At 29.0% G+C, this 23,668-nt stretch carries 25 protein-coding genes; 14 read left to right on the top strand and 11 right to left on the bottom strand.

From position 1 onward, the window contains the following. Position 1: 1 nt before the first annotated feature. Together mltG and CHB63_RS00335 are read left to right on the top strand one after the other, a co-directional pair. The gene (gene mltG, locus CHB63_RS00340) at positions 2 to 1,036 is read left to right on the top strand and encodes an endolytic transglycosylase MltG (protein ID WP_089376453.1); all 1,035 of its coding nucleotides are present in this window, start codon (positions 2 to 4) and stop codon (positions 1,034 to 1,036) included. A 204-nt stretch (positions 1,037 to 1,240) separates the two neighbouring features. Beyond that, positions 1,241 to 1,858: a peptidoglycan-binding protein LysM gene (locus CHB63_RS00335; RefSeq protein WP_089376452.1), complete on the top strand. Its 618-nt coding sequence runs from the start codon at positions 1,241 to 1,243 to the stop codon at positions 1,856 to 1,858. A 54-nt stretch (positions 1,859 to 1,912) separates the two neighbouring features. Here CHB63_RS00335 and CHB63_RS00330 read toward each other — a convergent pair whose 3' ends face one another. From CHB63_RS00330 to dnaA, 3 genes are read right to left on the bottom strand one after another with little or no spacing between them, the layout of a single operon-like run. Next, positions 1,913 to 2,629: an SAM-dependent methyltransferase gene (locus tag CHB63_RS00330; protein ID WP_089376451.1), complete on the bottom strand. Its 717-nt coding sequence runs from the start codon at positions 2,627 to 2,629 to the stop codon at positions 1,913 to 1,915. After that, positions 2,622 to 3,083 carry a low molecular weight protein-tyrosine-phosphatase gene (locus tag CHB63_RS00325; RefSeq protein WP_089376450.1) on the bottom strand — a complete coding sequence of 154 codons (462 nt, stop codon included), beginning with the start codon at positions 3,081 to 3,083 and terminating at the stop codon, positions 2,622 to 2,624. Before CHB63_RS00325 ends, CHB63_RS00330 begins: the two co-directional genes overlap by 8 nt. A gap of 6 nt (positions 3,084 to 3,089) precedes the next feature. Next, complete coding sequence (gene dnaA / locus CHB63_RS00320; RefSeq protein ID WP_089376449.1) at positions 3,090 to 4,517, bottom strand: chromosomal replication initiator protein DnaA; 1,428 nt, start codon at positions 4,515 to 4,517, stop codon at positions 3,090 to 3,092. Between the two features lie 165 nt (positions 4,518 to 4,682). Here dnaA and CHB63_RS00315 point away from each other — a divergent pair, with 165 nt between their 5' ends. Further along, positions 4,683 to 5,090, top strand: coding sequence for an acyl-CoA thioesterase (locus CHB63_RS00315; protein ID WP_089376448.1), 408 nt, complete (start codon positions 4,683 to 4,685; stop codon positions 5,088 to 5,090). On the opposite strand, the gene CHB63_RS00310 is transcribed toward CHB63_RS00315, so the two are convergent. Continuing rightward, positions 5,083 to 5,697, bottom strand: coding sequence for an IMPACT family protein (locus CHB63_RS00310; protein ID WP_089376447.1), 615 nt, complete (start codon positions 5,695 to 5,697; stop codon positions 5,083 to 5,085). The genes CHB63_RS00315 and CHB63_RS00310 overlap by 8 nt on opposite strands. An 87-nt stretch (positions 5,698 to 5,784) precedes the next feature. Between CHB63_RS00310 and CHB63_RS00305 the strand changes: the two genes are divergently transcribed. Further along, positions 5,785 to 6,837 (top strand): isoaspartyl peptidase/L-asparaginase family protein, encoded by a 1,053-nt coding sequence (locus CHB63_RS00305; RefSeq protein WP_089376446.1) that lies wholly within the window; start codon positions 5,785 to 5,787, stop codon positions 6,835 to 6,837. Here CHB63_RS00305 and ribD read toward each other — a convergent pair whose 3' ends face one another. Then, positions 6,838 to 7,887 carry a bifunctional diaminohydroxyphosphoribosylaminopyrimidine deaminase/5-amino-6-(5-phosphoribosylamino)uracil reductase RibD gene (ribD, locus tag CHB63_RS00300; protein WP_089376445.1) on the bottom strand — a complete coding sequence of 350 codons (1,050 nt, stop codon included), beginning with the start codon at positions 7,885 to 7,887 and terminating at the stop codon, positions 6,838 to 6,840. A gap of 22 nt (positions 7,888 to 7,909) precedes the next feature. Here ribD and CHB63_RS00295 point away from each other — a divergent pair, with 22 nt between their 5' ends. The 8 genes from CHB63_RS00295 (at position 7,910) to CHB63_RS00260 (ending at position 15,573) form a co-directional block, all read left to right on the top strand. Next, on the top strand, positions 7,910 to 8,401 hold the full coding sequence (locus tag CHB63_RS00295) for a GNAT family N-acetyltransferase (protein ID WP_089376444.1): 492 nt from the start codon (positions 7,910 to 7,912) through the stop codon (positions 8,399 to 8,401). Beyond that, positions 8,401 to 9,246 (top strand): peptide chain release factor N(5)-glutamine methyltransferase, encoded by an 846-nt coding sequence (gene prmC / locus CHB63_RS00290; RefSeq protein ID WP_089376443.1) that lies wholly within the window; start codon positions 8,401 to 8,403, stop codon positions 9,244 to 9,246. The genes CHB63_RS00295 and prmC overlap by 1 nt, the downstream gene beginning before the upstream one ends. Positions 9,247 to 9,263: 17 nt before the next feature. Further along, positions 9,264 to 9,941 carry a tRNA (guanosine(37)-N1)-methyltransferase TrmD gene (gene trmD / locus CHB63_RS00285; RefSeq protein WP_089376442.1) on the top strand — a complete coding sequence of 226 codons (678 nt, stop codon included), beginning with the start codon at positions 9,264 to 9,266 and terminating at the stop codon, positions 9,939 to 9,941. A gap of 88 nt (positions 9,942 to 10,029) precedes the next feature. Beyond that, positions 10,030 to 10,380 (top strand): 50S ribosomal protein L19, encoded by a 351-nt coding sequence (gene rplS, locus CHB63_RS00280; protein WP_089377531.1) that lies wholly within the window; start codon positions 10,030 to 10,032, stop codon positions 10,378 to 10,380. A gap of 779 nt (positions 10,381 to 11,159) precedes the next feature. Continuing rightward, positions 11,160 to 13,391, top strand: coding sequence for an NADP-dependent isocitrate dehydrogenase (locus CHB63_RS00275; RefSeq protein ID WP_089376441.1), 2,232 nt, complete (start codon positions 11,160 to 11,162; stop codon positions 13,389 to 13,391). A gap of 96 nt (positions 13,392 to 13,487) precedes the next feature. After that, positions 13,488 to 14,309 (top strand): N-acetylmuramic acid 6-phosphate etherase, encoded by an 822-nt coding sequence (gene murQ / locus CHB63_RS00270; protein ID WP_089376440.1) that lies wholly within the window; start codon positions 13,488 to 13,490, stop codon positions 14,307 to 14,309. Beyond that, complete coding sequence (locus CHB63_RS00265; protein ID WP_089376439.1) at positions 14,296 to 14,520, top strand: DUF6095 family protein; 225 nt, start codon at positions 14,296 to 14,298, stop codon at positions 14,518 to 14,520. The genes murQ and CHB63_RS00265 overlap by 14 nt, the downstream gene beginning before the upstream one ends. Further along, the gene (locus CHB63_RS00260) at positions 14,521 to 15,573 is read left to right on the top strand and encodes an ATP-grasp domain-containing protein (RefSeq protein ID WP_089376438.1); all 1,053 of its coding nucleotides are present in this window, start codon (positions 14,521 to 14,523) and stop codon (positions 15,571 to 15,573) included. It begins immediately after the preceding gene. On the opposite strand, the gene CHB63_RS00255 is transcribed toward CHB63_RS00260, so the two are convergent. Both CHB63_RS00255 and CHB63_RS00250 read right to left on the bottom strand, forming a co-directional pair. Next, positions 15,566 to 16,060 carry a DinB family protein gene (locus CHB63_RS00255; protein WP_089376437.1) on the bottom strand — a complete coding sequence of 165 codons (495 nt, stop codon included), beginning with the start codon at positions 16,058 to 16,060 and terminating at the stop codon, positions 15,566 to 15,568. The genes CHB63_RS00260 and CHB63_RS00255 overlap by 8 nt on opposite strands. A gap of 42 nt (positions 16,061 to 16,102) precedes the next feature. After that, positions 16,103 to 16,717, bottom strand: a complete 615-nt coding sequence (locus tag CHB63_RS00250; protein WP_089376436.1) for a hypothetical protein — start codon at positions 16,715 to 16,717, stop codon at positions 16,103 to 16,105. 269 nt (positions 16,718 to 16,986) lie between these two features. Here CHB63_RS00250 and CHB63_RS00245 point away from each other — a divergent pair, with 269 nt between their 5' ends. Further along, entirely contained in the window at positions 16,987 to 17,472 is a 486-nt protein-coding gene (locus tag CHB63_RS00245; protein ID WP_089376435.1) for a hypothetical protein, read from the top strand. A gap of 50 nt (positions 17,473 to 17,522) precedes the next feature. Here CHB63_RS00245 and CHB63_RS00240 read toward each other — a convergent pair whose 3' ends face one another. From CHB63_RS00240 to CHB63_RS00225, 4 genes are read right to left on the bottom strand one after another with little or no spacing between them, the layout of a single operon-like run. Beyond that, positions 17,523 to 18,974 carry a lipopolysaccharide biosynthesis protein gene (locus CHB63_RS00240; RefSeq protein WP_089376434.1) on the bottom strand — a complete coding sequence of 484 codons (1,452 nt, stop codon included), beginning with the start codon at positions 18,972 to 18,974 and terminating at the stop codon, positions 17,523 to 17,525. Next, positions 18,974 to 20,053 carry a non-hydrolyzing UDP-N-acetylglucosamine 2-epimerase gene (gene wecB / locus CHB63_RS00235; protein ID WP_089376433.1) on the bottom strand — a complete coding sequence of 360 codons (1,080 nt, stop codon included), beginning with the start codon at positions 20,051 to 20,053 and terminating at the stop codon, positions 18,974 to 18,976. Before wecB ends, CHB63_RS00240 begins: the two co-directional genes overlap by 1 nt. After that, on the bottom strand, positions 20,050 to 21,324 hold the full coding sequence (locus CHB63_RS00230; RefSeq protein WP_089376432.1) for a glycosyltransferase family 4 protein: 1,275 nt from the start codon (positions 21,322 to 21,324) through the stop codon (positions 20,050 to 20,052). Before CHB63_RS00230 ends, wecB begins: the two co-directional genes overlap by 4 nt. Beyond that, positions 21,321 to 22,481, bottom strand: coding sequence for a polysaccharide pyruvyl transferase family protein (locus CHB63_RS00225; RefSeq protein ID WP_089376431.1), 1,161 nt, complete (start codon positions 22,479 to 22,481; stop codon positions 21,321 to 21,323). Before CHB63_RS00225 ends, CHB63_RS00230 begins: the two co-directional genes overlap by 4 nt. A gap of 131 nt (positions 22,482 to 22,612) precedes the next feature. On the opposite strand from CHB63_RS00225, the gene CHB63_RS00220 reads away from it, so the two are divergent. Next, positions 22,613 to 23,665: a glycosyltransferase family 4 protein gene (locus tag CHB63_RS00220; RefSeq protein WP_089376430.1), complete on the top strand. Its 1,053-nt coding sequence runs from the start codon at positions 22,613 to 22,615 to the stop codon at positions 23,663 to 23,665. Positions 23,666 to 23,668: the final 3 nt, after the last annotated feature.

Genomic DNA, 23,668 nt, shown 5'->3' with positions numbered 1-23,668 from the left:
AATGAATTTAAAAAGACTTATTCTTTTAATTATTAGCCTTTTACTTATAATTGGAGGAGTTTTAATTTTTAATTACTACAATAAAATATACAAGCCCAATACAACCCAAGAAGGCTATTTATATATTCCAACAAATAGTAACTTTAATGAAGTTGAAAATTTGGTTCGTCCATTTTTAAAAAGGGTAAAACCATTTATTTGGGTTGCAAATAAAAAAAACTACCCAAATACAATCAAACCGGGGAAATATCATATTGATCAGGGAATGAGCAACAATGATTTGGTTAATTTATTAAGAAGTGGAAAACAAACTGCTGTTAAAGTATCATTCAATAACCAGGATACCTTTGAAAAATTAGCTGGTAGAATTTCGGAACAAATAGAAGCTGATTCAATTTCTTTATTAGCCAGTTTTAAGGATGAATCTTTTATGAATGCTAATGGTTTTAATAAAAACACAGCAATAGGAATGTTTATTCCTAATACTTACGAGTTTTATTGGAATACCTCAGCAAACAGTTTCAGAAAAAAAATGCTTAATGAATATAAGAAATTTTGGAATAATTCAAGATTAGAAAAAGCAAAAAAATTAAACTTAACTAAAAATGAAGTGATTACCCTTGCTTCAATTGTACAAAAGGAAACTGCTTCAGTTAGTGAGCGACCAATGGTTGCTGGATTGTATTTAAACAGATTAAGAGATAAATGGCCTTTACAAGCAGATCCAACAATAATATTTGCTCTAAAAAGAAGATTAGGTGAAGATACTATTATTAAAAGGGTTTTAACCAAAGATCTAGAAATTGCCTCTCCATACAATACATATAAAAATACTGGTTTACCGCCTGGTCCAATTGCAATGCCAGATATTTCGTCTTTAGAAGCGGTTTTAAATCCAGCCAAACATGAGTACTATTATATGTGTGCGAGTATTACAACAATTGGCAAACATGAATTTGCGAAATCGTTATCGCAACACAACAAAAATGCAGTTCAGTATCAAATATGGCTAAGTAAACAAGGTATAAATCGATAAATCACACCCTTCTCATTTAATCAACTTTATATTTTTTTTAACAAATTAAACTTTTTTAAGTGTTAAATTTAAATTTTAGCACAAAACACTAACAATTGTTAAATATTTCTTAAATAAAATAAATAACCGTACATTTGTTGTGTATATTAAAATATGTACTATATTTGCATCCCGAAATTTAACAGGAACCCATGCCTTTAAATTATGAGAAAAATAATAATTTTTTTAAGTTTACTTCTATTAGTTATTTTCTCTTCAGCATTCTCTGAAGACAAAAGCAACAGTAATACGACAACCGGTTTTACCAAAGTTATTAGCTCTGTTCCTACGAAAGAAGAAAGTGATTTGTTAAATTGTAACATTCCGTTTATTGGTAATTCCTATAATGGTTTTAGAGAAGCTGTAGCTTTTAAAGAATCTCAAGGCAGATATTACATTGTTAATACACTTGGCTATTTAGGAAAATACCAATTTGGAAAATCAACTTTAAATAGATTAAAAATTTACAACACGCAATTATTCTTAAACTCACCTGAATTACAAGAAGATGCATTTTTAGCACTTTGCTCTTTAAATAAGTGGATTCTAAGAAAAGATATTAAAAGAAGTGTTGGAAGAAGAATAAATGGTGTAAAAATCACAGAATCAGGTATATTAGCTGCTGCTCATTTGGCTGGAGCTGGTAACGTTAAAAAGTATTTAAGAAGCTACGGAAAAAATACTTTTAAAGATGCATATGGTTCATCTCTTCAACATTACATAAAAACATTTTCAGGGTATGACACTTCATTTGTTGAAGCAAATAAAAAACCTGAAGTTTAATAAATATTGGTTGGTTAAATTAAAAAGGCTTAAACAATTTGTTTAAGCCTTTTTTTATTCTTTATGAATTATAAATATTGTTGGTTTTTTATGCAAATCAGGATGTTCGTTTTTCCAATCTTTAATTTCAAGAGTCCTTATGTACTCATCTTCTAAAGTTATATTACAAGCAATACAAAGTTTTGCACCGGGAGTTAATGTACTTTTTAAATCCGTGAACATTTTTTCATTACGATAAGGAGTTTCAATAAAAATTTGAGACTGGTTTTTTTCTTTAGACAATCTTTCTAAGCTTTTTATTGCTGCTTTTCTTTCAGAAGTATCAATTGGCAAATATCCATTAAATGTAAAATGCTGACCATTAAACCCTGAAGCCATCATCGCTAAAATGATAGAAGATGGTCCAACCAACGGCACAACTCTTATTCCTTTCTCATGAGCCAATTTAACAATTTCAGCACCTGGATCAGCAATTGCAGGAACACCTGCTTCAGAAAGCAATCCAACCGAAACTCCTGTTTCACAAACATCTAAATAAGTTCTCACCTCTAATTGATCCGCATATTTATCTAACTTTAAAATAATTAACGATGGTTGAGATTTTCTTGGAGTTATTCGTTTAATAAACTTTCTGGCTGTTTTCTCATTTTCTACAATAAAATGATCTAGTTCTTCAATTACTTTTTTAACAGATAACGGAAGCACCTCTAAAGGTTCATTATCTCCTAAAGTTGTTGGAATTAAATACAATTTACCTTTTTGATTATCCATTTGGGTTTATATTTTTTGCGATTACATCACACGCCTCATCCAACATTTTATAAACATTTCTAAAGCCAAAATCACCGCCATGATATGGATCTGGAACATCCAAATTTTCATCTGGAAAAACCTCATTTAAAATTAATTTAACTTTTAATTTATCCGCTTCATTTCTAGCTAAAGAAATCACATTTGAATAATTTGAATTATCCATCACATAAATAATGTCAAATAAATCATAATCTTCAACTGTAAATTTTCTTGCTTTTTGGCTAGAAATATCAATCCCGTTTGCTTTTGCTACTGCAATAGATCTCTTATCCGGTTTTTCACCAACGTGATATGCACCAGTTCCAGCAGAATCTACAAAAGTTTTAAAGCTAAATACTTTAGACTTCAATATACCTTCTGCTAATGGTGAACGACAGATATTGCCGAGACAAACCATTAGTATTTTAGTCATTGTTATTTAAAAAGTAAGTTTTTTTGTTAAATCATCAACATATCTTCTAAACTGCTTGTCGGTTTCTGTTAAGTTATCAACAGTTTTACAAGCGTGTAATACAGTTGCATGGTCTCTTTTACCAATTTGTGAACCAATACTTGCCAATGAAGCTTTTGTCATTCTTTTAGCAAAATACATTGCTAATTGACGCGCTTGAACAATATGGCGCTTTCGTGTTTTAGATTGTAAGGTAGCTACATCCAATTCAAAATAATTTGAAACAATTTTTTGAATGTAGTCTATAGAAACTTCTCTTTTGGTGTTTTTAACAAATTTATCTACAATTTGTTTTGTTAACGAAAGCGTAAACTCTTTTCTATTAAAAGAAGCCTGAGCAATCATTGAAATTAACACACCTTCAAGTTCACGAACGTTTGATTTAATATGTTTGGCAATATACTCAACAATTTCTGCAGGCATATCAACACCGTCTCTATATAACTTATTCTCTAATATAGAAACTCTGGTTTCATAATCCGGAGCTTGAAGCTCAGCAGACAATCCCCATTTAAATCTAGAAAGTAAACGCTGCTCGATATCCTGCATATCTACAGGCGCCTTATCTGACGTTAAAATCACTTGTTTTCCATTTTGATGTAAATGGTTGAAAATGTGAAAGAAAACATCCTGTGTCCCTGTTTTACCGGACAAGAATTGAACATCATCAATTATTAACACATCGATCATTTGATAAAAGTGAATAAAATCATTTCTAGTATTTCCTTTTACAGAATCTATATATTGTTGTGTGAATTTTTCCGAAGAAATATATAATACTGTTTTATCAGGATATTTATCCTTAATCTCAACTCCAATAGCGTGCGCTATATGTGTTTTACCAAGACCAACTCCACCATAAATTAATAATGGATTAAATGAAGTTCCTCCAGGCTTATTAGCAACTGCCATTCCCGCAGAACGTGCTAATCTGTTTGAATCTCCTTCAATAAAACTTTTAAAATTATAATTTGGGTTTAATTGCGATTCGATTTTAACTTTCTGAATACCAGGGATAACAAACGGATTTTTCAACTCTCGTTTATTAAAATCTAAAGGCATAGTTACGCCTTGTGGATTTATAGGGTTTCTATTTGAGCTTGGGAATTTTACAGTATGTGGATTATTACTACTGTAATTATTTTCCATTCTTACATCATAAATCAATTTAGCATCTTCACCCAATTGCTTTACCAAAGCAACTCTTAATAATTTAATATAATGCTCTTCTAACCATTCATAAAAAAATTTGCTTGGCACTTGAATAGTTAACGCTTCACCCGATAATTTTATAGGTTTGATTGGCTCAAACCAAGTTTTGTAAGCTTGTTGTTTAATATTATCTTGTATAAAATACAGACATTCTTTCCAAACTGATGAAGCAGTTTTAGTCATTTGTGTTTAAATAGTATTAAAAGTTATAATTAGTCGATTAAAAATAGAAAAACTTCTACTCTTTTTTGGCTATACAAAAATGTGAATATTTTTTCTCATAAAAAAATAAAATATCTATTGATTATTAATTTTTTTTTGCGTAAATAACAATGCTAAATATACAAAATGATTTCAGATAAAATACAATTTAGAGTTCGCTATGGCGAAACAGATCAAATGAGCTATGTATATCATGGTAATTATGCTGCATACTTTGAGATGGGCCGTACAGAATGGTTAAGGAAACTTGGCGTTTCCTATAAAAAAATGGAGGAAGAAGGTATCATGTTACCTGTAATAAGTCTAAATACAAATTACATTAAACCTGCAAAATATGACGACATTCTTACTTTAAAAACCATCCTAACAAAAAACCCTACTGCTCAAATAGAATTTGAATTTGAATTATTCAATGAAAAAAACGAATTATTAACAACTGCAGTCGCCACTTTAGTCTTTGTAAATATGAAAACGAATAGACCTACCAGAGCACCTGAATACATTTTAAAAAAATTGGAGAAAGCTTCTAAGTAATTTCCTTAATTTTTAGACATCTTAAATCCTCAAATTTCTTTTTAACTTTTTGAGAATTCATTTTTCTTACTGAAATTATAAAATCACAATTTAATTCCATTTTTTGCTGTAAGATATCTAAATTATTTTCTTTAATAACCCGCATCACTTTATTCATGTGTTGATATTCAAAAATTACTTGAAAATGTATATCTATTGTTTTTTCAACAATTATTGCTTCGTCTAAAATTAATTTCGCTGCAGTTTTATAAGCATTTATTAAACCACCTACACCTAATTTGGTCCCTCCAAAATACCGAACAACTACAACTAATATATTAGACAGTTCTTTGGACAGAATTTGGCCGTAGATTGGTTGTCCTGCAGAATTATTAGGCTCACCATCATCATTGGCTCTATAGCGAATCTCCTCAATACCTAAACGCCAAGCATAACACCAATGCCTTGCTGCGTGATGCTTTTTTTTTAAACCATCTATACACTCTTTAACATCTTCTTCAAAAGTTATTGGAAAAACATAGCCAATAAATTTACTTCCTTTATCCTTAAATAAAACATCCCCTTTAGTAATTTCAATGGTTTTATAAGTATCTTTCTCTGATGTCATAAAAAAGTTTGAATCCACAAATATATCAAACCATTCCAATAGATTAATGTTTAAAATTGAATATATTTGAATATCAAATCAAAACTCATGAAAAAACTTCCATTAATATTGTTATCGTTATTTTTTATTATTTCTTGTAATGAAAATAATGACAAAAAAACTATTTCAACCGAACGAGAACCAAACTCATTTGCAATTGTAATTCACGGTGGCGCTGGAGGAATTAAAAGAGAATATTTTACCGAAGAACAACAAAAAGCTTATGCTGAAAAATTACAAGAAGCATTGGATGCCGGATATGCTGTACTCGAAAAAGGAGGCATTTCTTTAGACGCAGTTCAAGCTGCAATTAATGTTATGGAGGATTCACCATTATTTAATGCCGGAAAAGGCGCTGTATATAACAGTGAAGGCAACCAAGAAATGGATGCTGCAATTATGGATGGAAAAACGCTAAACGCTGGTACTATTGCAGGTGTAAATCATATTAAAAACCCAATATTAGCTGCACGTATTGTTATGGATAGCTCTAGTCACGTGATGCTTTCTGGAAAAGGAGCTGAAATAATGGCCGAAAAATACGGAATAGAAATGGTGGATAGCTCTTACTTTTTTACTGAAAAAAGAATGAATCAACTTAAAAAAATTCAAGGAAAAGAGAAAACCGAACTAGACCATACTGCATATTTAATTAAAAATGAACTAATTGACGACCATAAATTTGGAACTGTTGGAGCGGTTGCTATTGATAAAACTGGAAATATTGCTGCAGGAACTTCAACTGGCGGTATGACTAACAAAAAATATGGAAGAGTTGGAGATGTTCCTATTATTGGAGCAGGAACTTATGCAAATAATTTAACTTGTGGAATTTCGGCCACAGGAACTGGCGAATATTTTATTAGAACAGTTGCCTCTCATGAGGTTTCAAGTTTAATAAAATACAAAAAATATACTCCTTCCGAAGCTTTAAATGAGGTTTTGTTTAATCAAATTGGCCCATTAGGTGGTGAAGGCGGAATGATTTTACTTGATAAATATGGAGACGTTTATTGGGATTTTAACTCTACCGGTATGTTTAGAGGTTTTAAAAAATCAAATGGAGAATCTAAAGTTGAAATGTTTGAAAAATCAGAATAACTAGTAATTTTTATAAATCTTTAAAGTATCATTTGAAATTTTCCGAACTTCAAATGGTACTTTTTTAAGTTCTGGCGCAAATAATCCTTCCTTAAAATTTGTAGCTCCAACAAAAACAAAAGTTTCATCCCATAAATTAGCATCAATAAAACCTTGCAAGGTTTGTGAGCCACCTTCAATAATTACAGACTGAATTTCATATTTATATAACACTTCACAAATTTGACTTGGCACATTTTCACTAAAATCAATTCTTTCAAAAATAACTTTCCCATAAGAATCTATAATATGTTTCGTTTCAGAAAAAACAATCGTTTTTATCTCACCATTAAATAAATTATAATCTACTGGAATTTTTGAAGTTCTATCTAAAACAACTCTAATTGGGTTTTCACCAACCCAACTTCTAACATTTAAACTTGGATTGTCATTTAAAGCTGTGTTTGTCCCAACTAAAATAGCCTGTTCTTCAGCTCTCATTTTATGAACAAATTGCTGCGAATACTGATTAGATATCCAGTTTGGAGAATTGTCATCTCCTGCATTTCTCTTTTTATCTATAAAACCATCTTTCGTTTCGGCCCATTTTAAAATAATAAATGGACGTTTTTTATTATGAAATGTAAAAAATCGCTTATTTAAGTCAAAACATGCTGACTCTAAAACTCCAACAACAACCTCGCAACCATTGTCTTTTAGATGTTTTACTCCTTTTCCACTTACATTACTATTAGAATCAAAAATCCCAATAACTACATTTTTAATCCCTTTTTCTACAATTAAATTAGCACAAGGTGGCGTTTTCCCAAAATGTGAACAAGGCTCTAAACTTACATAAATAGTCGCTTCTTTTAATAAGGATTTATCTTTAACGGATTCAATAGCTTTAACCTCAGCATGTGGCTCCCCTGCCCTTTTATGCCAACCCTCACCTATAATTACATCATTTAAAACAATAACACAACCAACCATAGGATTTGGGTAGGTTGTACCCAATCCATTTTTAGCTAATTGAATGCATCGTTTTATATATTTTTCATGTAATTTCACAGCGTAAAAATAGTATTTTAAAATGACTCACAAAGACTTTACAATAAGAGAAATTCAACCCCAAGACAATGAAAAAATAGCTAAAGCAATTCGGGATGTTTTAATAGAATATGGAGTTCCAAAAGTAGGAACTGCATATGCCGACACTATTTTAGATACATTATCTGATGCTTATGAAGCTGAAAAAGCCATTTACTTTGTAATTGAAAAAGGAGGAAATATTTTTGGAGGTGCAGGCATCAAACAATTAGATAATTATGATGGAAATACCTGTGAATTGCAAAAAATGTATTTTTTATCAGAAGCAAGAGGCATTGGACTAGGCAGTAAAATGATGCAAACTTGTCTGCAAAAAGCTAAAGAATATGGTTTTGAAAAATGCTATCTAGAAACCCTGCCCTATATGGAAGAAGCAAGAAAACTATACCGAAAAGTAGGTTTTAAAGATTTAGATGCTCCAATGGGCGACACCGGACATTATTCTTGCAATTTATGGATGCTTAAAGATTTATAATGCTACTTCAACAATTTAAAAAACAGTTTTATTTAGAACTTTCTAAATTATATCCAGAAACGGAAATTCAGTCTTTCTTTAATTTACTAATTGAATATAAATTGAATTTAAGTCGGATTGAAGTTGCACTGCAACCAGATTTAAATATATCTGAAATAGATTTATCCTTTCTTCAAAATGCCCTAATTGACTTAAAAAACCAAGTTCCAATTCAATATATATTAGGTGAAACAGAATTTTACGGCTTACCTTTTAAAGTAAACGAGAATGTATTAATTCCTCGACCAGAAACCGAAGAATTGGTTAATTGGATCATCGCTTCGACTCCACCTAGCAGCCAAATAAAAATTCTTGACATTGGAACAGGAAGTGGTTGCATAGCAATCTCTTTAGCTAAAAACTTACAAAAATGTAAAATGTCTGCTATTGATATTTCGAAAAAAGCATTAAAAACGGCGGCAAATAATGCCAAAATAAACAATGTAAAAGTTGAGTTTATTGAAAAGGACATTTTAAAAACTTCAGTATTGCCATCAAATTATGACATAATAGTAAGTAACCCCCCATATGTAAGAGAGTTAGAAAAAAAACTAATGCAAGAAAATGTTTTAGCAAATGAACCTCATTTAGCGTTGTTTGTAAAAGATAAAAATCCATTGTTATTTTATGATAAAATTGCTGATTTAGCATTAAATCACCTCTCAAAAAACGGAAGTCTTTTTTTTGAAATCAATCAATATTTAGCAAAAGAAACTGTCAAACTATTAGAATCAAAAGGCTACAAAAATATTATTTTGAAAAAAGATATTTTTGGAGTTGATAGAATGATAAAAGCAACTATTTAATTAATTATCTTTGCAAAATGAGAATTGATATTATTACAGTTTCACCAGAATTAATTAAAAGTCCGTTTGAGTATTCAATAATTAAACGTGCTATTGATAAAAATTTAGTTGAAGTCCATTTTCACGATTTAAGAACCTATGCTTTAAATGATTATGGAAAAATTGACGACTATCAATTTGGCGGTGGAGCTGGAATGGTTTTAATGATTGAACCAATTGATAAATGTATTTCAAAATTAAAAGCTGAACGCGATTATGATGAAATAATTTACATGACGCCAGATGCTCCAACTTTAAATCAGAAAACTGCAAATACATTATCGTTAAAAGAAAACTTAATTATACTTTGTGGACATTATAAAGGTGTGGATCAACGCGTTCGGGATTTATTTATAACCAAAGAAATTTCGATTGGGGATTATGTTTTAAGTGGCGGTGAATTAGGTGCTGCCGTTTTGTGTGATGCAATTATTAGATTAATACCTGGTGTTTTAGGAGATGAAACTTCTGCTTTAACCGACTCTTTTCAAGATGATTTATTATCACCTCCCGTTTACACCAGACCAGCTGAATATAAAGAACTTAAGGTTCCTGAAATACTTTTATCAGGTAATTTTCCCAAGATTGAAGAATGGCGAAATGAAAAAGCTTTTGAACATACAAAAAAAATTAGACCGGATTTGTTGGAAGATTGATCTTTTTTGTTAAATTTGCACTCTCAAAATTAACCTCTGACGAAAATCGTGAATGTTGATTTATGAAAAACCTATTAAAAAGTTTAAAATGGAAACTTTAGTAAAATTTATACAAGACGAGTTTGTAACAAAAAAAGAATTTCCTCAATTCCAAGCAGGAGATACAATTACAGTATTCTACGAAATTAGAGAAGGTGAAAAAACTCGTACTCAGTTTTTTAGAGGAACAGTGATTCAAAGAAGAGGAACAGGAGCATCAGAAACATTTACTATTAGAAAAATGTCTGGAACAGTTGGAGTTGAGCGTATCTTCCCTGTAAATTTACCTGCTATCCAAAAAATTGAAGTTAACAAACACGGTAGAGTACGTAGAGCACGTATTTTCTACTTTAGAGGTTTAACTGGTAAAAAAGCTAGAATTGCAGAAAAAAGACGTTAACCTTCTTTCTATAAGATTTAAAAAACCCGCTTCATTTCTGAAGCGGGTTTTTTTATTAACAAATGTTTATAAACCAAGTTCATATCTTGTTCATATTAAATTAATTATAAATTTGGAAAATTAAAAATAAGCTCTTTTTTTTACAAAAGAATTAACGAAAAAAGATTAACTATTGCATTAAGATGTAACTTTTTAAAGTTTAGTTAGAATTTTTAAGTGAAATTCAAAATGTTCTTGAACATCGTTTTTAAAATTTAGCTTTAAAAAAGTAAAGTGCCCAAGTATTTAGCATGAATAAATGGATACTGAATTTTAAAAACATTTTTAAAATAGCACCTTAAAGCGAGTAAATTACTGAAAAGAAATCTACAACAAAGTTTTAGGAATTATTTTAAAAGAAACAACTAGTTTAATAAGAAGTTGATTTGTAAGAATACAACTTATTGAGATGATGTTATTAATTATGTGGTTTTTGAAAAAAAATGGCAAAAACGGTTAAAAATTATCATTACAACCTATTAGAAAAAGTGTTTCAGCAAAAAGCCATAATAGTGAGAAATCAATATTATGGCTTTTGTTTTTTTATTTCATTACAATTCTCTTAAATAAAGCACTCATAATTTATTTGATTTTCAAAATCACCCCCTTATTTATAACGTTTTCGAAGCCAATTTATCTCTATAATTTATTACATTTGCATAGCAAAAATTAAAATTAATTTTATTCGCTATAATTATTTTTATTTGAAGTATTTATAGTTTTAAAAACATAAAAATATTATGAGTAATACATCAAAAATTATTTACACTAAAACTGATGAAGCCCCAGCTTTAGCAACCTATTCATTCTTGCCAATTGTTGAAGCTTTTATTAAACCTTCTAACGTTGAAATTGAAACTAGAGACATTTCATTAGCTAGTAGAATTTTAGCTGTATTTCCTGAGTATTTAACTCCAGAACAAAAAGTACTTGATGCTTTATCTGAATTAGGTGAATTAGCAAAAAAACCAGAAGCAAACATTATTAAATTGCCAAATATTTCCGCATCTGTACCACAATTAAAAGCTGCAATTAAAGAATTACAGTCTTTAGGATACGCAATTCCAAATTATCCTGAAAACCCAGAAACACCAGAAGAGAAAAAAGTCCAAGAAACATATAATAAAATTAAAGGTTCTGCTGTAAATCCAGTACTTCGCGAAGGGAATTCAGACAGAAGAGCTCCTAAAGCAGTAAAAAATTACGCTAAGAAAAATCCACATTCAATGGGTGCTTGGTCTAAAGATTCTAAAACACATGTATCCACTATGGATCACGGGGATTTTAGAACCAATGAAAAATCTGTAACGGTTTCAAAAGCTGGGACTATAAATATTGAATTTGTTGATAAAAATGGGTCAATTAGAATTTTAAAAGAAAATTTGGCATTATTAGAAGGTGAAATAATTGACGCTACCGTAATGAGTAAAAAAGCACTTATTAGCTTTTTAGAAGCTCAAATTAAAGATGCAAAAGCTCAAAATGTATTATTTTCATTGCATATGAAAGCCACAATGATGAAAGTTTCTGATCCAATAATATTTGGATATGCCGTTGAAACTTTCTTCAAAAATGTTTTTGAAAAACACGGTGCAATTTTAAATAAAATTGGTGTTAATGTAAAAAATGGTTTTGGAGATTTACTTAATAAAATTCAAAATTTACCTGAAGATCAAAGAACAGCTATTGAAGCAGATATCAATTCTTGCTTTGAAAAAGGACCTGGAGTTGCAATGGTAAATTCTGATAAAGGAATTACGAATTTACACGTACCAAGTGACGTAATTATTGATGCTTCAATGCCTGCAATGATCCGTTCTTCTGGGCAAATGTGGAATACTGAAGGTGAATTACAAGATACCAAAGCTGTAATTCCTGATAGTAGTTATGCAAGTATTTACCAAGCTACAATAGATTTTTGTAAAGAAAACGGAGCTTTTGACCCTACTACTATGGGAACAGTTCCAAATGTAGGTTTAATGGCGCAAAAGGCTGAAGAATATGGTTCTCACGATAAAACTTTTGAAATTAAAGGTGATGGAATTGTTAGAGTAATTGATACTGCTGGAACTATTTTAATGGAACATCCTGTTGAAAATGGCGATATTTGGAGAATGTGTCAGGTAAAAGATGCTCCAATTCAAGATTGGATTAAATTAGCCGTAAAAAGAGCAAGAGCTACAGATACCCCTGCAGTTTTCTGGTTAGATAGGAACAGAGCTCATGATGCGCAAATAATTGAGAAGGTAAACAAATATTTACCAAATCATGATACTTCGGGATTAGACATACAAATTATGGCTCCATTTGAGGCTACTTTATTCACTTTAAAAAGGTTAAAAGATGGATTAGATACTATTTCTGTTACTGGGAATGTTTTGCGTGATTTTTTAACCGATTTATTCCCAATTTTAGAAGTTGGTACAAGTGCTAAAATGTTATCAATTGTTCCTTTAATGAATGGCGGTGGTTTGTTTGAAACAGGTGCTGGAGGATCTGCTCCAAAACATGTACAACAATTTAATGAAGAAGGACATTTGAGATGGGATTCTTTAGGTGAATTTTTAGCATTAGCGGTTTCTTTAGAACATTTAGGTGAAGTTAATAGTAATTCAAAAGCCTTAATTTTAGGTGAAACATTAGATGATGCTACAGATAAATTCTTAGAAAATAAAAAATCGCCTTCACGTAAAGTTGGAGAAATTGACACAAGAGGAAGCCACTTTTATTTGGCAAAATATTGGGCTGAGGAGTTAGCAGCTCAAAACAAAGATATGGATTTAAAAAATCTTTTTACTAAAGTTGCAAAAGAGTTAGAGGCTAATGAATCATCTATTAATCAAGAGCTTTTAAATGCACAAGGAGCTCCAGTTAATATTGGAGGGTATTATGAACCAAATGAAGCTCTTACTATTAAGGCTATGAGACCAAGTGAAACATTTAATAAAATAATAGCATCAATTTCAAAATAAAGAAAACATTTTATTGAAAATATTATTTTAAGATATAAATTAAACTAAATTTAAAGCTTCAACTAATAAGTTGAAGCTTTTTTTTATTTTTGAAACATGAGTTTTATAAAAACCACTGAGCAAGCATCAAATCACAATCATTTAGAGAAAATGAGTGTTAATGAACTTTTGAATAATATCAATTCAGAAGATAAAACAATTCCTATTGCCGTTAACAAAGTTATTCCTTCAATTGAAAAACTTGTAATTGCAATTGTTGAAAGAATGAAAAAAGGTGGAAGATTATTTTATGTTGGAGCTGGAACAAGTGGAAGATTAGGGATTTTAGATGCCTCAGAATGCCCCCCAACTTTTGGAGTTCCTCATGATATGGTGATTGGAATAATTGCTGGTGGAGATATTGCCATTAGAAAAGCTGTTGAATTTGCTGAAGATTCTACTACGCAATGTTGGGAAGATTTACAACCATATAAAATTAATGACAACGACACTGTTATTGGAATTGCGGCTTCCGGAACAACACCTTATGTTATAAGTGGTCTTCAAAAATGTAATGAAAATTCTATTTTAACAGGTTGTATTACTTGTAATTTAAATAGCCCTTTATCTAAAGTTTCTAAACACCCTATTGAAGTAATTGTGGGACCAGAATTTGTAACTGGAAGTTCCAGAATGAAAGCTGGAACAGCTCAAAAATTAGTTCTAAATATGATTTCTACAAGCGTAATGATTCAGCTTGGTAAAATTAAAGGGAACAAAATGGTTGAAATGCAACTATCAAATAATAAGCTTGTTGACAGAGGCACAAAAATGATTATGGATGAGCTAAATATTTTGGAAGAAGAAGCCCATAAATTACTTGTAGAGCACCAAAATGTTAGAAAAGCAATAAATTATTATATAAATGGCAACAGATAGAAAGGAACTTGTAAGGGGTTTGCAATACGAACTAATTGCATTACCATTGTTAATTCTTGGCCCTGTATTAATTTCAATTGGCTTTAAAGCTATTAAACTTCAAAATAATTACTGGTGGCTAATTACTGGAATAATTATAGCCATAACTGCAATAGTTTTAGGGTTTTTAGGTATTAGAATAATATTAAATGCTTTTTTTAATTCTAAATAAATGAAGTTTTCCAAATTTGAGACAATTACAAATTGGGAATATTGGCCTTCATTTATGTTTTATGTTCCCCTCCTACCTTACGCATTTTATTTAGCCATTAAATCGAGAAGTTTTGGTTTTTTTTCAGCAGTAAATCCAAGTATTGACGGCTCTGGAAATGGTTTAGAATCTAAATACAAAACCACATTATTAATTCCTTCAGAATATAAACCAAAAACAATTTTTATCCCAAAAAATAAATCCATTATTAAAATTTTTGAGAATTTAGAAAATGAAAAAATAATATTCCCTTTAATTATAAAACCTGATATTGGTTTTAGAGGTTTATTAGTCAAAAAAATTAATTCTAAAGAAGAACTCTCCATTTATTTAAAAAAATACAATTCAATAGACTTAATAATTCAGGAATTTATAGGTTTTAAAAATGAATGTGGTATTTTTTATTATAGGATTCCAGGTAAAAAAAATGGAGTTATTACTTCCATTACTTTAAAAAAATATCTCAGTGTTATTGGTGATGGTAAATCAACAGTATTAACCCTTATTAATAAAAATGAAAGAGCTAAAAAATATTACAAATTAATTTTAGAATTAAACAAAGACAATCTTAATTCAATTCCTCCAAAAAATGAAGAGGTTATATTAAATGTAATTGGAAACCATTCCAAAGGGACTGAATTTATTAATGGCAACCATCTAATTAATAAAGATTTAGAAAATACTTTAAATAAGATTAATTTAAATATTAAAGGTTGGTATTTTGGTAGAATTGATATTAAATACAACCTATTTGAAGAATTATTAGAGGGCAAAAACTTAAAAATATTAGAAATAAATGGTGTGATTGCTGAACCTACCCATATTTATGACGCTTCCAAAGGAAGTTATTTTGGAGCATTAAAATCCATTAAAAAACATTGGGGAATTATTTATAAAATAGGTGTTAAAAACAATAAAATAAACCAAATTGAATTTACCAATTTAAGGTATTTAATAAACATTTATTTTAAATATAAAAGATACTTAAAAGAAGTTATTAGTTTAACTAATTAACAGGTTTTATTTTTGGAGTTGTAGGGTTAAATCCAAAATCTTCATCAGGAAGCTCAATTCCTAATTGAGAAATAACATAACCAACACTTGCAAAATGATGAATTGCATGACTATGAGCCTGAATTAAAATTCCACCTAATGTATAATTCGCAGTAATAAGACCCAATCCTAAATCATCTGTTACTTTTACAATTTTATTAAAATCTTCTGTTTTTAATGATTTTAATTTATCAAGTGTTGCATTAAAATAATTAATCCCGTGTTCTTTATAATTTTCAGAAAGTTCATTTCGCTTCCTATTAACTAAATTAATATCACTTTTATCTAGCCCTTCAAAAATACAATCAAAAACATCTAAAATATGACGCATATGAGTACCAATACTTGAATAATATGGAGCTATTGAAGTATTACAATAATCTTCATTTGAAATGCATTGTAAAAGCTTAATACCTCTGTTTAAATTTTTCTCAATAGCGTTAATCATATTTTTGATAGGTGAATTAGTGATGTAAATATAAAAATAAAATTAAGGTAATACTTTTATCAAAGTAAAAATTCCTAAGAATAAAAACAGCAAACTTAAAATAACATTGATGTTTTTAGCAATAAACAAAACTCTTTTAATAATTATTTTGGCAAATAGAATATAGGTGTAAAATATTAAAAAGGATCCTAATCCAGCACCAAAAATAAATAACAAAATATAAGGTTGTTCTATAATTAACTTATCAATTGAGGTTAAATAAATACTTATTCCTAAATAAAACGGTATTGCTAACATGTTTATTGATGACATTCCTAATCCTTTTAGGAAAAATTTTCCTTGTTGCTTTGTCGCTTTTGGGTTTAACTCCTTTCGTGAAAGGAAAAAGAAAAAAACAGAAAGTAAAAAAAACACAAAAATTGCAACCACTTTTAAGGTTTCAACTATTTTAGGATTGTTAACTAAATAGTCCGCAAAAAACAATGCAATTCCCGCTTGTAAAAACACAATTAATGAAGCTCCAATAGAAAATCTCAAACTATCAGATTTTCCATTATTAATTCTAATTTTAAGAGCCGTCATATTTAACATTCCCGGAGAAATTAATCCAAAATACGCCATTAAAACTCCATATAAAACGTGATATAAATATTGCATTACTATAAAATAAATTTAAAAGATAAAAAACGAATATATTAATAAAATATGAGTTTAACTTGTAACTTTAATTACAATGTTAGGTTGTTCAAAAAAATAAAAATCATCAATTTTTAAATACCCCTAAAATCTAACATCCAGTTATTTACAACCCACATTATACCAATATAAATATCCAACTATTTTTTTGGCACGCTTGTTGAAAATTCAATAACAAGTGGAAGTCGAAAAACTTATAGAGTAGGCATAACCTTTTAAAACCATATATTATGAAAAAAGGATTACTATTTATTTTAGCAATGATAATGATGGTTTCTACTATTGAAGCCAAAATAATCGAAAAATCAGGTGATAAACCATTTTATAATCGCTCATTAAAAGCACAACCAATAGTTTTTATTGAAAAGGGTATAGAGTTCTCTGTTTTACCAAATGGCAGATTTAAATTTACCAAGGCATATTTTAAAAACCATTGGAATTTAAGAAATCACAATTGGAAGCACCGAAGAGGTGTTAAAGTTATAAGAGACCGAAAAGGTAGAATTTCCAAAGTTGGTAACGTTCAAATTTTTTACACAAGAAATAATAAGGTTGTACAAATTGGATCTGTGGATTTAGCCTACAAACATGGGAAATTAAAAAAAGTAGGTAACCTACATATTTTACATAAACGCAATGGGAAGGTTAAATACATAGGTAAAGTTAAACATAACAGACGAACTTATTTTTCGAAAAGACCATTGATATGGACATAAAAAATAATTAAATTTATAAAAAAGCTTACAATTTGTGAGCTTTTTTTATACTAAAAATATTTTGTAACCAAACTGTTTATATCTTTTGAAATGTGTAATTTTTTAATAATTAAAAGGTAAGGAACACCAATTAAAAGGCATTTTAAAATTATATTAATTATGGGATTAAAATTGAAATTCCAAAAATTAAAAGCTAAGAAAATGGCTATTACTAATAACAATACTTTAATTGTATTTGCACTAAAAGGCTGAATTTTCAATTTCCACTTTATATAAATAATTTTAATAAAACTATACATAAAAACTACAGTTAATGTCGCAAAGGCAGCGCCATTAATCCCTATCAAACTAATTAGCCAACGATTTAGTAGTATAACGGTTAAAGCCATTGCTAACGATAAGTAAAAAAATATTTTGTAGTATTTTGAATTTATCAAAATTGCATTTCCTGTACCCAAAGCCAATTCCAATAATTTAGCAATGGAAATAATTAAAACAATCCATATACCTTTACTATATTGAGGTTTATTAATTAATTCGTATAAATCAGTAATATTTAAATTTATCAATAAAAATAGTAATCCACCAACAACCAATAAATTAATTGAAGTTTGTTTGTATAATTTTTCAACCTCAACAATGTTATTATCATTCATTTCTTTGGCTGTAATAGGACTTGTAATTTGCTGCATGGCACGTGTTGGAATAGCAACCACACTTGCAATATAAACTCCAACAGAATAATATGCCACTTCCGCAATTTTCTCTATTTGAGGAATCATAAACTTATCAATTTCCAACAAAATTCCTGAGGCTGAACCTGCAACAATAATATATAAAGAAAATGAAAGAATCTCTTTTAAATTAGTTGGCATCTTAAAAATTAACTTAGGCATATAAATATAGAATGCATACAATTTCATTAGTAGCATTCTTACACCATAAACAATAACCATAGCATATATAAACTGTTCATTTGTAATCCATTCAAAATAAATAGCTACTAATAAAATAGATGTACATACTCGTGCAAATATTTCTTTTATAAAATTCCCAAATACTGAATTAAATTGAACCTTGGTCCAGGAATGGAACACTTCAAAATAACCCATAAAAATGGCTACTATAAATATTAAATACGTGTATTTTTTAATTAGCAAATTTTCTGAAGATAGCCAAGTTGCTATATTTTCATACAATAGTGTACCAATTAGGGCTAAAGGAATAATAACAACTAACGGCAAAATTAGCATTGAAATTAAAAACCCATCTTGCTCAATTTTAGATTTGTAGGACGAAAAATACTTGATCATAGTATGCTGCATCCCAAAAACCAATAAAGGCAAAATTATATTTGCAGCAGATAATAAAAATGTAATTAATCCAAAATAATCTTCGTGTAAAAAATTTGTAAATAAAAACAGCACATTAATACCACCAATAGCAAAACCTAAAAATAAGATTAATGTATTATTGAAAGACTGTTTTAAAACAATACCCATTATAACAATTTAAAAATTTCATTATAGATCTTCTTCCCTACATTGTTTCCGTATAAATTTATTGAAAAATCAACTGTTGAATTTTGAAAACCTTTAAAAGCATCAATCATTTTTGCGGCATCACTTCCAACAATTTTAGCAAATCCATTTGAAACCAGCTCAACCCATTCGGTTTCTTCTCTGGCAATTATGCAATGTTTTTTATTGAAAAATGCCTCTTTTTGAAGTCCACCACTATCAGTTACAACTGAATTGCAATTTTTAAGTAATTCCAACATATCGAAATAACCAACTGGATCAATCATTTTTACAGTGTAGGTCAACTTATTTTTATCTAAAATTGCTTTTGTTCTTGGATGCAAAGGCAACACAACTTCCTTTCTTTTACTAATTTCTTGAAGTCCCTCAAAAATTGATTTTAAACTTTCAATATTATCTGTGTTTTCCTGACGATGAACTGTAGCTAAAACAAATTCGTTTTTTTGTAATTTTAAATCTCTAATTATTGAAGATTTTTCTTCTGAAACTTTACTATAAAACTCAACAGCATCTTTCATAATATCGCCACATTTTACAATTTTAGTTGGGATATTTTCAAAACCTTCATTCATCAAATTATTAATGGCTGTATCTGTTGGACATAATAATAAATCTGAAATTCTATCTATTAAAATTCGATTAACTTCTTCTGGCATTTTCATATTAAAAGAGCGCAAACCAGCTTCAACATGTGCAACTTTAATGTTTAACTTTTTTGCTGCCAAAGTCCCTGCTAATGTTGAATTTGTATCTCCATAAACTACAACTAAATCTGGCTTTTCATCCAACAAGACTTCCTCAATTTTTTGCAACATCTGCCCTGTCATTGCACCGTGACTTAAACCATTAATTGCTAAATTATAGGTTGGCTTTGGAATCTCCATTTCATCAAAAAATATGTCACTCATATTTGTATCGTAATGCTGACCAGTATGCACAATAACTTCTTCAACTTCTTTGTGCTTTGAAATTACTCTACTTAAAACAGCTGCTTTCACAAACTGAGGCCTCGCACCTAAAATGGTTACAATTTTTTTCATTCAATAATTTGTTTAATAATTTGAGCCACTTTTTTTGTCAGTTCTTTTCTATGAAATTGTTCAACATTTTTTGAATCAATCCTTAAATTTCCCTGTTGGTATTTTGAATACAAATCTAATATAGTTTTTTTCAATAAAACCCTATTTTTAAAATCAACTACAGTACCTGAATTGGTGTTATTGATAACATCAGCTAAATCCCCATTTAATGGAGCAATTGCCAAAATAGGACGTTTAGCCATTAAATATTCGAAAATTTTACCTGTAATAATTCCTTTCGAACTTGGAACATCATTTAGAAGCAACAAAAGTACTTGTGATTTTTTCTGATACTCAACCACCTGATTATGTTCAATATAATTTATTAAATGAACATTATTTTTTATTTTAAATTTTGAAATATCATTAACAACAGTTGCATCTACTTTACCAATTAAATGCAACTCAAAATCTGATTTAAATTGGTTATTTTCTGAACTAATTTCAGCCAATACTTCCCACAACATTTTTGGGTTTCTATCAGCGTTCATTAACCCAATATGTGTAATTGTAAATTTAGCATCTAATTTAACTTCCAAATTAGATATTTTCCCATCAAATCCATTTGTAATTGTAACAACATTATTACTAAATTTACTATAATTTTCTTTCATTGTATTGCCAACGACCAATACTTTATCGGCATTTTTTAATACCTCTTGCTCTAAAATATGATGTTTTTTAATTGCTCTTTTTGAAAGCGGTAATTGATGAAAATAATCTATTTCTGTCCAAGGATCTCTAAAATCAGCTATCCATTTAATGTTTAATTGTTTTTTTAATCTTAAACCAATTAAATGCATACTATGCGGTGGTCCAGTAGTTATAATTGCATCAATTTTATTGTCTAAAAGATACTTTTTTAGAAATTTAACGGATGGTTTTACCCAAAATCTTCTAGCATCTGGAATAAAATAATTGGCTCTAATATATTGCAGTATTTTTCCAAAAAAAGAAGGATTCGGATTTAAAAATCCTGCGCTCTCAGTTTTCTTTTTACCAAAAAATGATAACATACTATTTGGTTCCCAAATTGGTTGTTTTAGAGTCTCAATTCCTTCAGGAATATCATTTATTAGACTTGAATCTATTATTGGATAATTAGGATTTTCAACTGTATAAACAACAGGTTCAATACCAAAATCACGGAAATACTTTACAAATTTCAACCAACGTTGAACTCCAGAACCTCCAGCCGGCGGCCAATAATATGTGATTATTAAAACTTTCAATTAGGTGTTATTTTATTCATGAAAAAATCAAAATCATCTTTAGATTCTTTATTGATTTTTGGAATTCTATTTTCTAAATCCGTTCTAATTGCATCCGATTCATCAATAAAATTATTTAATAAAGTTACGGCTTTTTCTAAGTTTTCATTATAATCAATAGAATACTTAGAAAGACCTAAGTAATTATAACATTCCTTCCCTTTCACTTCGTAACTTATATTAAAAGCAGGAATATTTTTAGTTAATGAAGTTATGCACATATGTAACCTTGTACCTATTACAAATTCGTATTCCCCCAATTTTTTATAAAAGTCTTCAAACAAATAATAATCGCTCAAAACAGTAACTTTTTGCTGATATTTAGAATTTAAGTTATTATAAATTTCTTGAGCAAGTTTTGCATCATCTTTGTAAATTTCTAACCCTTGACACGTTGATAAAAATTCAATAGTATAATTTCTATCTACACAAATTATAACAAATTCCTGAATCATTTTTTTAAATACTTCAATACTTCTTCCATCATAATTCCATTCTCTAACTGAAATAGCAACTTTTTTTGAATTCGTTTTTGGAATAGCGTTATGCCCTAATAAAAAAGCCGCATCCTTTGTTAGCTTAAATTTATCTCTTGAAATATTCAATTCATTTAAAACTTTTAAAGAATAATTATCTCTAACAAAAATATAATCGATTGAATGTTTCATCAATCTCGTAAAAAACGCTGAATCTTTTTTATTTAAAGGCCCAACAGATTGCGAATAAATTGCACATTTTTTACCAAAATATTTTGCAATTTTATAAATAGACAAACTGTTTTTTATTGAATAATTAGAATTTATATAGCCGCCAGCAGTTCCAATAATGATATCTGCTTTTCTATACGATTTAGAAAAAAGAAATAGAAACGGAAGTACCAAAGGTTTAATAAAAGGCAGTTTCATAAAAATTTTGCTTTGTCCTAACTCCTTTACAAAAGGTATATCAGGATACAATTCTTTAGCAAACTTATAATAATAAGAAGCTATTTCAACCTTATAACCACCTGCAACTAATTGCTTATACAACGCATAAAACAAAGCCACATCTCCATTATTTAGAGGTACAACATTATTAATTAGTATGTTTATTTCTTTGGCGGTTTTTTGCTTGGTCATGTATTTAAAAGAGTGTTTTTTAACTAAAAACAATATTCAAATCTCAATTGCTAATTTATAACTTTTCATTAAATTCGTGACTAGATAAAATACTATATTTATTATTTCTTCAACTTAAGAACATCCATTAAATGACCAACAACCAAAAGGATAAAAAATCTGTATTAATGATGTTTGTTTTATATGCCACATTTGCAAAAAGAGATGTTGCTATTTTGGAAAAAGAATATAACGTTGATTTATACCAATTTAACACAGTAAAAAAATGGCATTTATTTTATGCTTTTATAAAACAGTTTTTCTTTTTAATTTTTAATTTACATAAATACAAAGCTGTTGTAATTCAATCATCTGGATATCTTTCTTTTTTACCCGTAATTTTTGGCAAAATATTTAAAAAACCTATCGTAATTATAGCAATCGGAACAGATTGCGCCAAATTACCTGAAATTAATTATGGGGCACACACTAAAAAATTACTGAGTTGGTTTACAAATTTTTCATTTAAAAAAGCATCACTAATATTACCGGTTCATAAAAGTTTAGAGCAAAGTGTTTATTCGTATAAAAATGTAAAATATCCAAATCAAGGAATTCGATCATTTAATCCAACTATTAAAACCAATATTGTTGAAATGGTGAATGGTTATGACACTATTAAATGGCAAAACAAAAATGTAGAACGCATTAAAAATTCCTTTTTATCTGTAACATTTGCCGTAAATGAAATTGGCTATTATAGAAAAGGAATTGACCTAATTATAAAAGCTGCTGAACTTTTCCCATCATATCATTTTACCATAGTTGGTAAAGTTTATTTAAAAGAAAAGTGTCCTGAAAATGTTCAATTGATTGATAATGTTAGTCAAGAAGAATTATTCAAAATTTATAACAACCACGAATATTATTTTCAGCTTTCTATGTTTGAAGGTTTTCCAAATGCGTTGTGCGAAGCAATGCTTTGTGGTTGTATTCCTATTGGTAGTGATGTTGCCGGAATACCCGATATAATTGGTAATAATGGCTATATTTTGAAGCAAAAAAACACTGATTTATTAAAAGAGTTAATTGAAAACTTGTCTAATAATAAGTTATCACCAGATGATGCAAGAGCTCAAATTACTGATAATTTCCCTCTTAAAAGAAGAGAAAATGAGTTTTTAGCCCACCTTAAAAATCTATAAATC

It is taken from the genome of Lutibacter flavus (assembly GCF_900188355.1).
Lineage (GTDB): Bacteria > Bacteroidota > Bacteroidia > Flavobacteriales > Flavobacteriaceae > Lutibacter > Lutibacter flavus.
This window is presented reverse-complemented; position numbering and strand designations above follow the sequence as displayed.

What these genes read in the sequence shown, in the direction of transcription:
- CHB63_RS00295 (WP_089376444.1), top strand. Translation starts at nt 7,910, where the DNA reads ATGACTCACAAAGACTTTACAATAAGAGAAATTCAACCCCAAGACAAT.
- CHB63_RS00325 (WP_089376450.1), bottom strand. Translation starts at nt 3,083, where the DNA reads ATGACTAAAATACTAATGGTTTGTCTCGGCAATATCTGTCGTTCACCA.
- CHB63_RS00250 (WP_089376436.1), bottom strand. Translation starts at nt 16,717, where the DNA reads ATGCAATATTTATATCACGTTTTATATGGAGTTTTAATGGCGTATTTT.
- prmC (WP_089376443.1), top strand. Translation starts at nt 8,401, where the DNA reads ATGCTACTTCAACAATTTAAAAAACAGTTTTATTTAGAACTTTCTAAA.
- rplS (WP_089377531.1), top strand. Translation starts at nt 10,030, where the DNA reads ATGGAAACTTTAGTAAAATTTATACAAGACGAGTTTGTAACAAAAAAA.
- CHB63_RS00265 (WP_089376439.1), top strand. Translation starts at nt 14,296, where the DNA reads ATGGCAACAGATAGAAAGGAACTTGTAAGGGGTTTGCAATACGAACTA.
- trmD (WP_089376442.1), top strand. Translation starts at nt 9,264, where the DNA reads ATGAGAATTGATATTATTACAGTTTCACCAGAATTAATTAAAAGTCCG.
- mltG (WP_089376453.1), top strand. Translation starts at nt 2, where the DNA reads ATGAATTTAAAAAGACTTATTCTTTTAATTATTAGCCTTTTACTTATA.
- CHB63_RS00310 (WP_089376447.1), bottom strand. Translation starts at nt 5,697, where the DNA reads ATGACATCAGAGAAAGATACTTATAAAACCATTGAAATTACTAAAGGG.
- CHB63_RS00330 (WP_089376451.1), bottom strand. Translation starts at nt 2,629, where the DNA reads ATGGATAATCAAAAAGGTAAATTGTATTTAATTCCAACAACTTTAGGA.
- CHB63_RS00220 (WP_089376430.1), top strand. Translation starts at nt 22,613, where the DNA reads ATGACCAACAACCAAAAGGATAAAAAATCTGTATTAATGATGTTTGTT.
- CHB63_RS00240 (WP_089376434.1), bottom strand. Translation starts at nt 18,974, where the DNA reads ATGGGTATTGTTTTAAAACAGTCTTTCAATAATACATTAATCTTATTT.
- CHB63_RS00315 (WP_089376448.1), top strand. Translation starts at nt 4,683, where the DNA reads ATGATTTCAGATAAAATACAATTTAGAGTTCGCTATGGCGAAACAGAT.
- CHB63_RS00245 (WP_089376435.1), top strand. Translation starts at nt 16,987, where the DNA reads ATGAAAAAAGGATTACTATTTATTTTAGCAATGATAATGATGGTTTCT.
- CHB63_RS00255 (WP_089376437.1), bottom strand. Translation starts at nt 16,060, where the DNA reads ATGATTAACGCTATTGAGAAAAATTTAAACAGAGGTATTAAGCTTTTA.
- CHB63_RS00275 (WP_089376441.1), top strand. Translation starts at nt 11,160, where the DNA reads ATGAGTAATACATCAAAAATTATTTACACTAAAACTGATGAAGCCCCA.
- CHB63_RS00260 (WP_089376438.1), top strand. Translation starts at nt 14,521, where the DNA reads ATGAAGTTTTCCAAATTTGAGACAATTACAAATTGGGAATATTGGCCT.
- CHB63_RS00305 (WP_089376446.1), top strand. Translation starts at nt 5,785, where the DNA reads ATGAAAAAACTTCCATTAATATTGTTATCGTTATTTTTTATTATTTCT.
- dnaA (WP_089376449.1), bottom strand. Translation starts at nt 4,517, where the DNA reads ATGACTAAAACTGCTTCATCAGTTTGGAAAGAATGTCTGTATTTTATA.
- CHB63_RS00225 (WP_089376431.1), bottom strand. Translation starts at nt 22,481, where the DNA reads ATGACCAAGCAAAAAACCGCCAAAGAAATAAACATACTAATTAATAAT.
- murQ (WP_089376440.1), top strand. Translation starts at nt 13,488, where the DNA reads ATGAGTTTTATAAAAACCACTGAGCAAGCATCAAATCACAATCATTTA.
- CHB63_RS00335 (WP_089376452.1), top strand. Translation starts at nt 1,241, where the DNA reads ATGAGAAAAATAATAATTTTTTTAAGTTTACTTCTATTAGTTATTTTC.
- wecB (WP_089376433.1), bottom strand. Translation starts at nt 20,053, where the DNA reads ATGAAAAAAATTGTAACCATTTTAGGTGCGAGGCCTCAGTTTGTGAAA.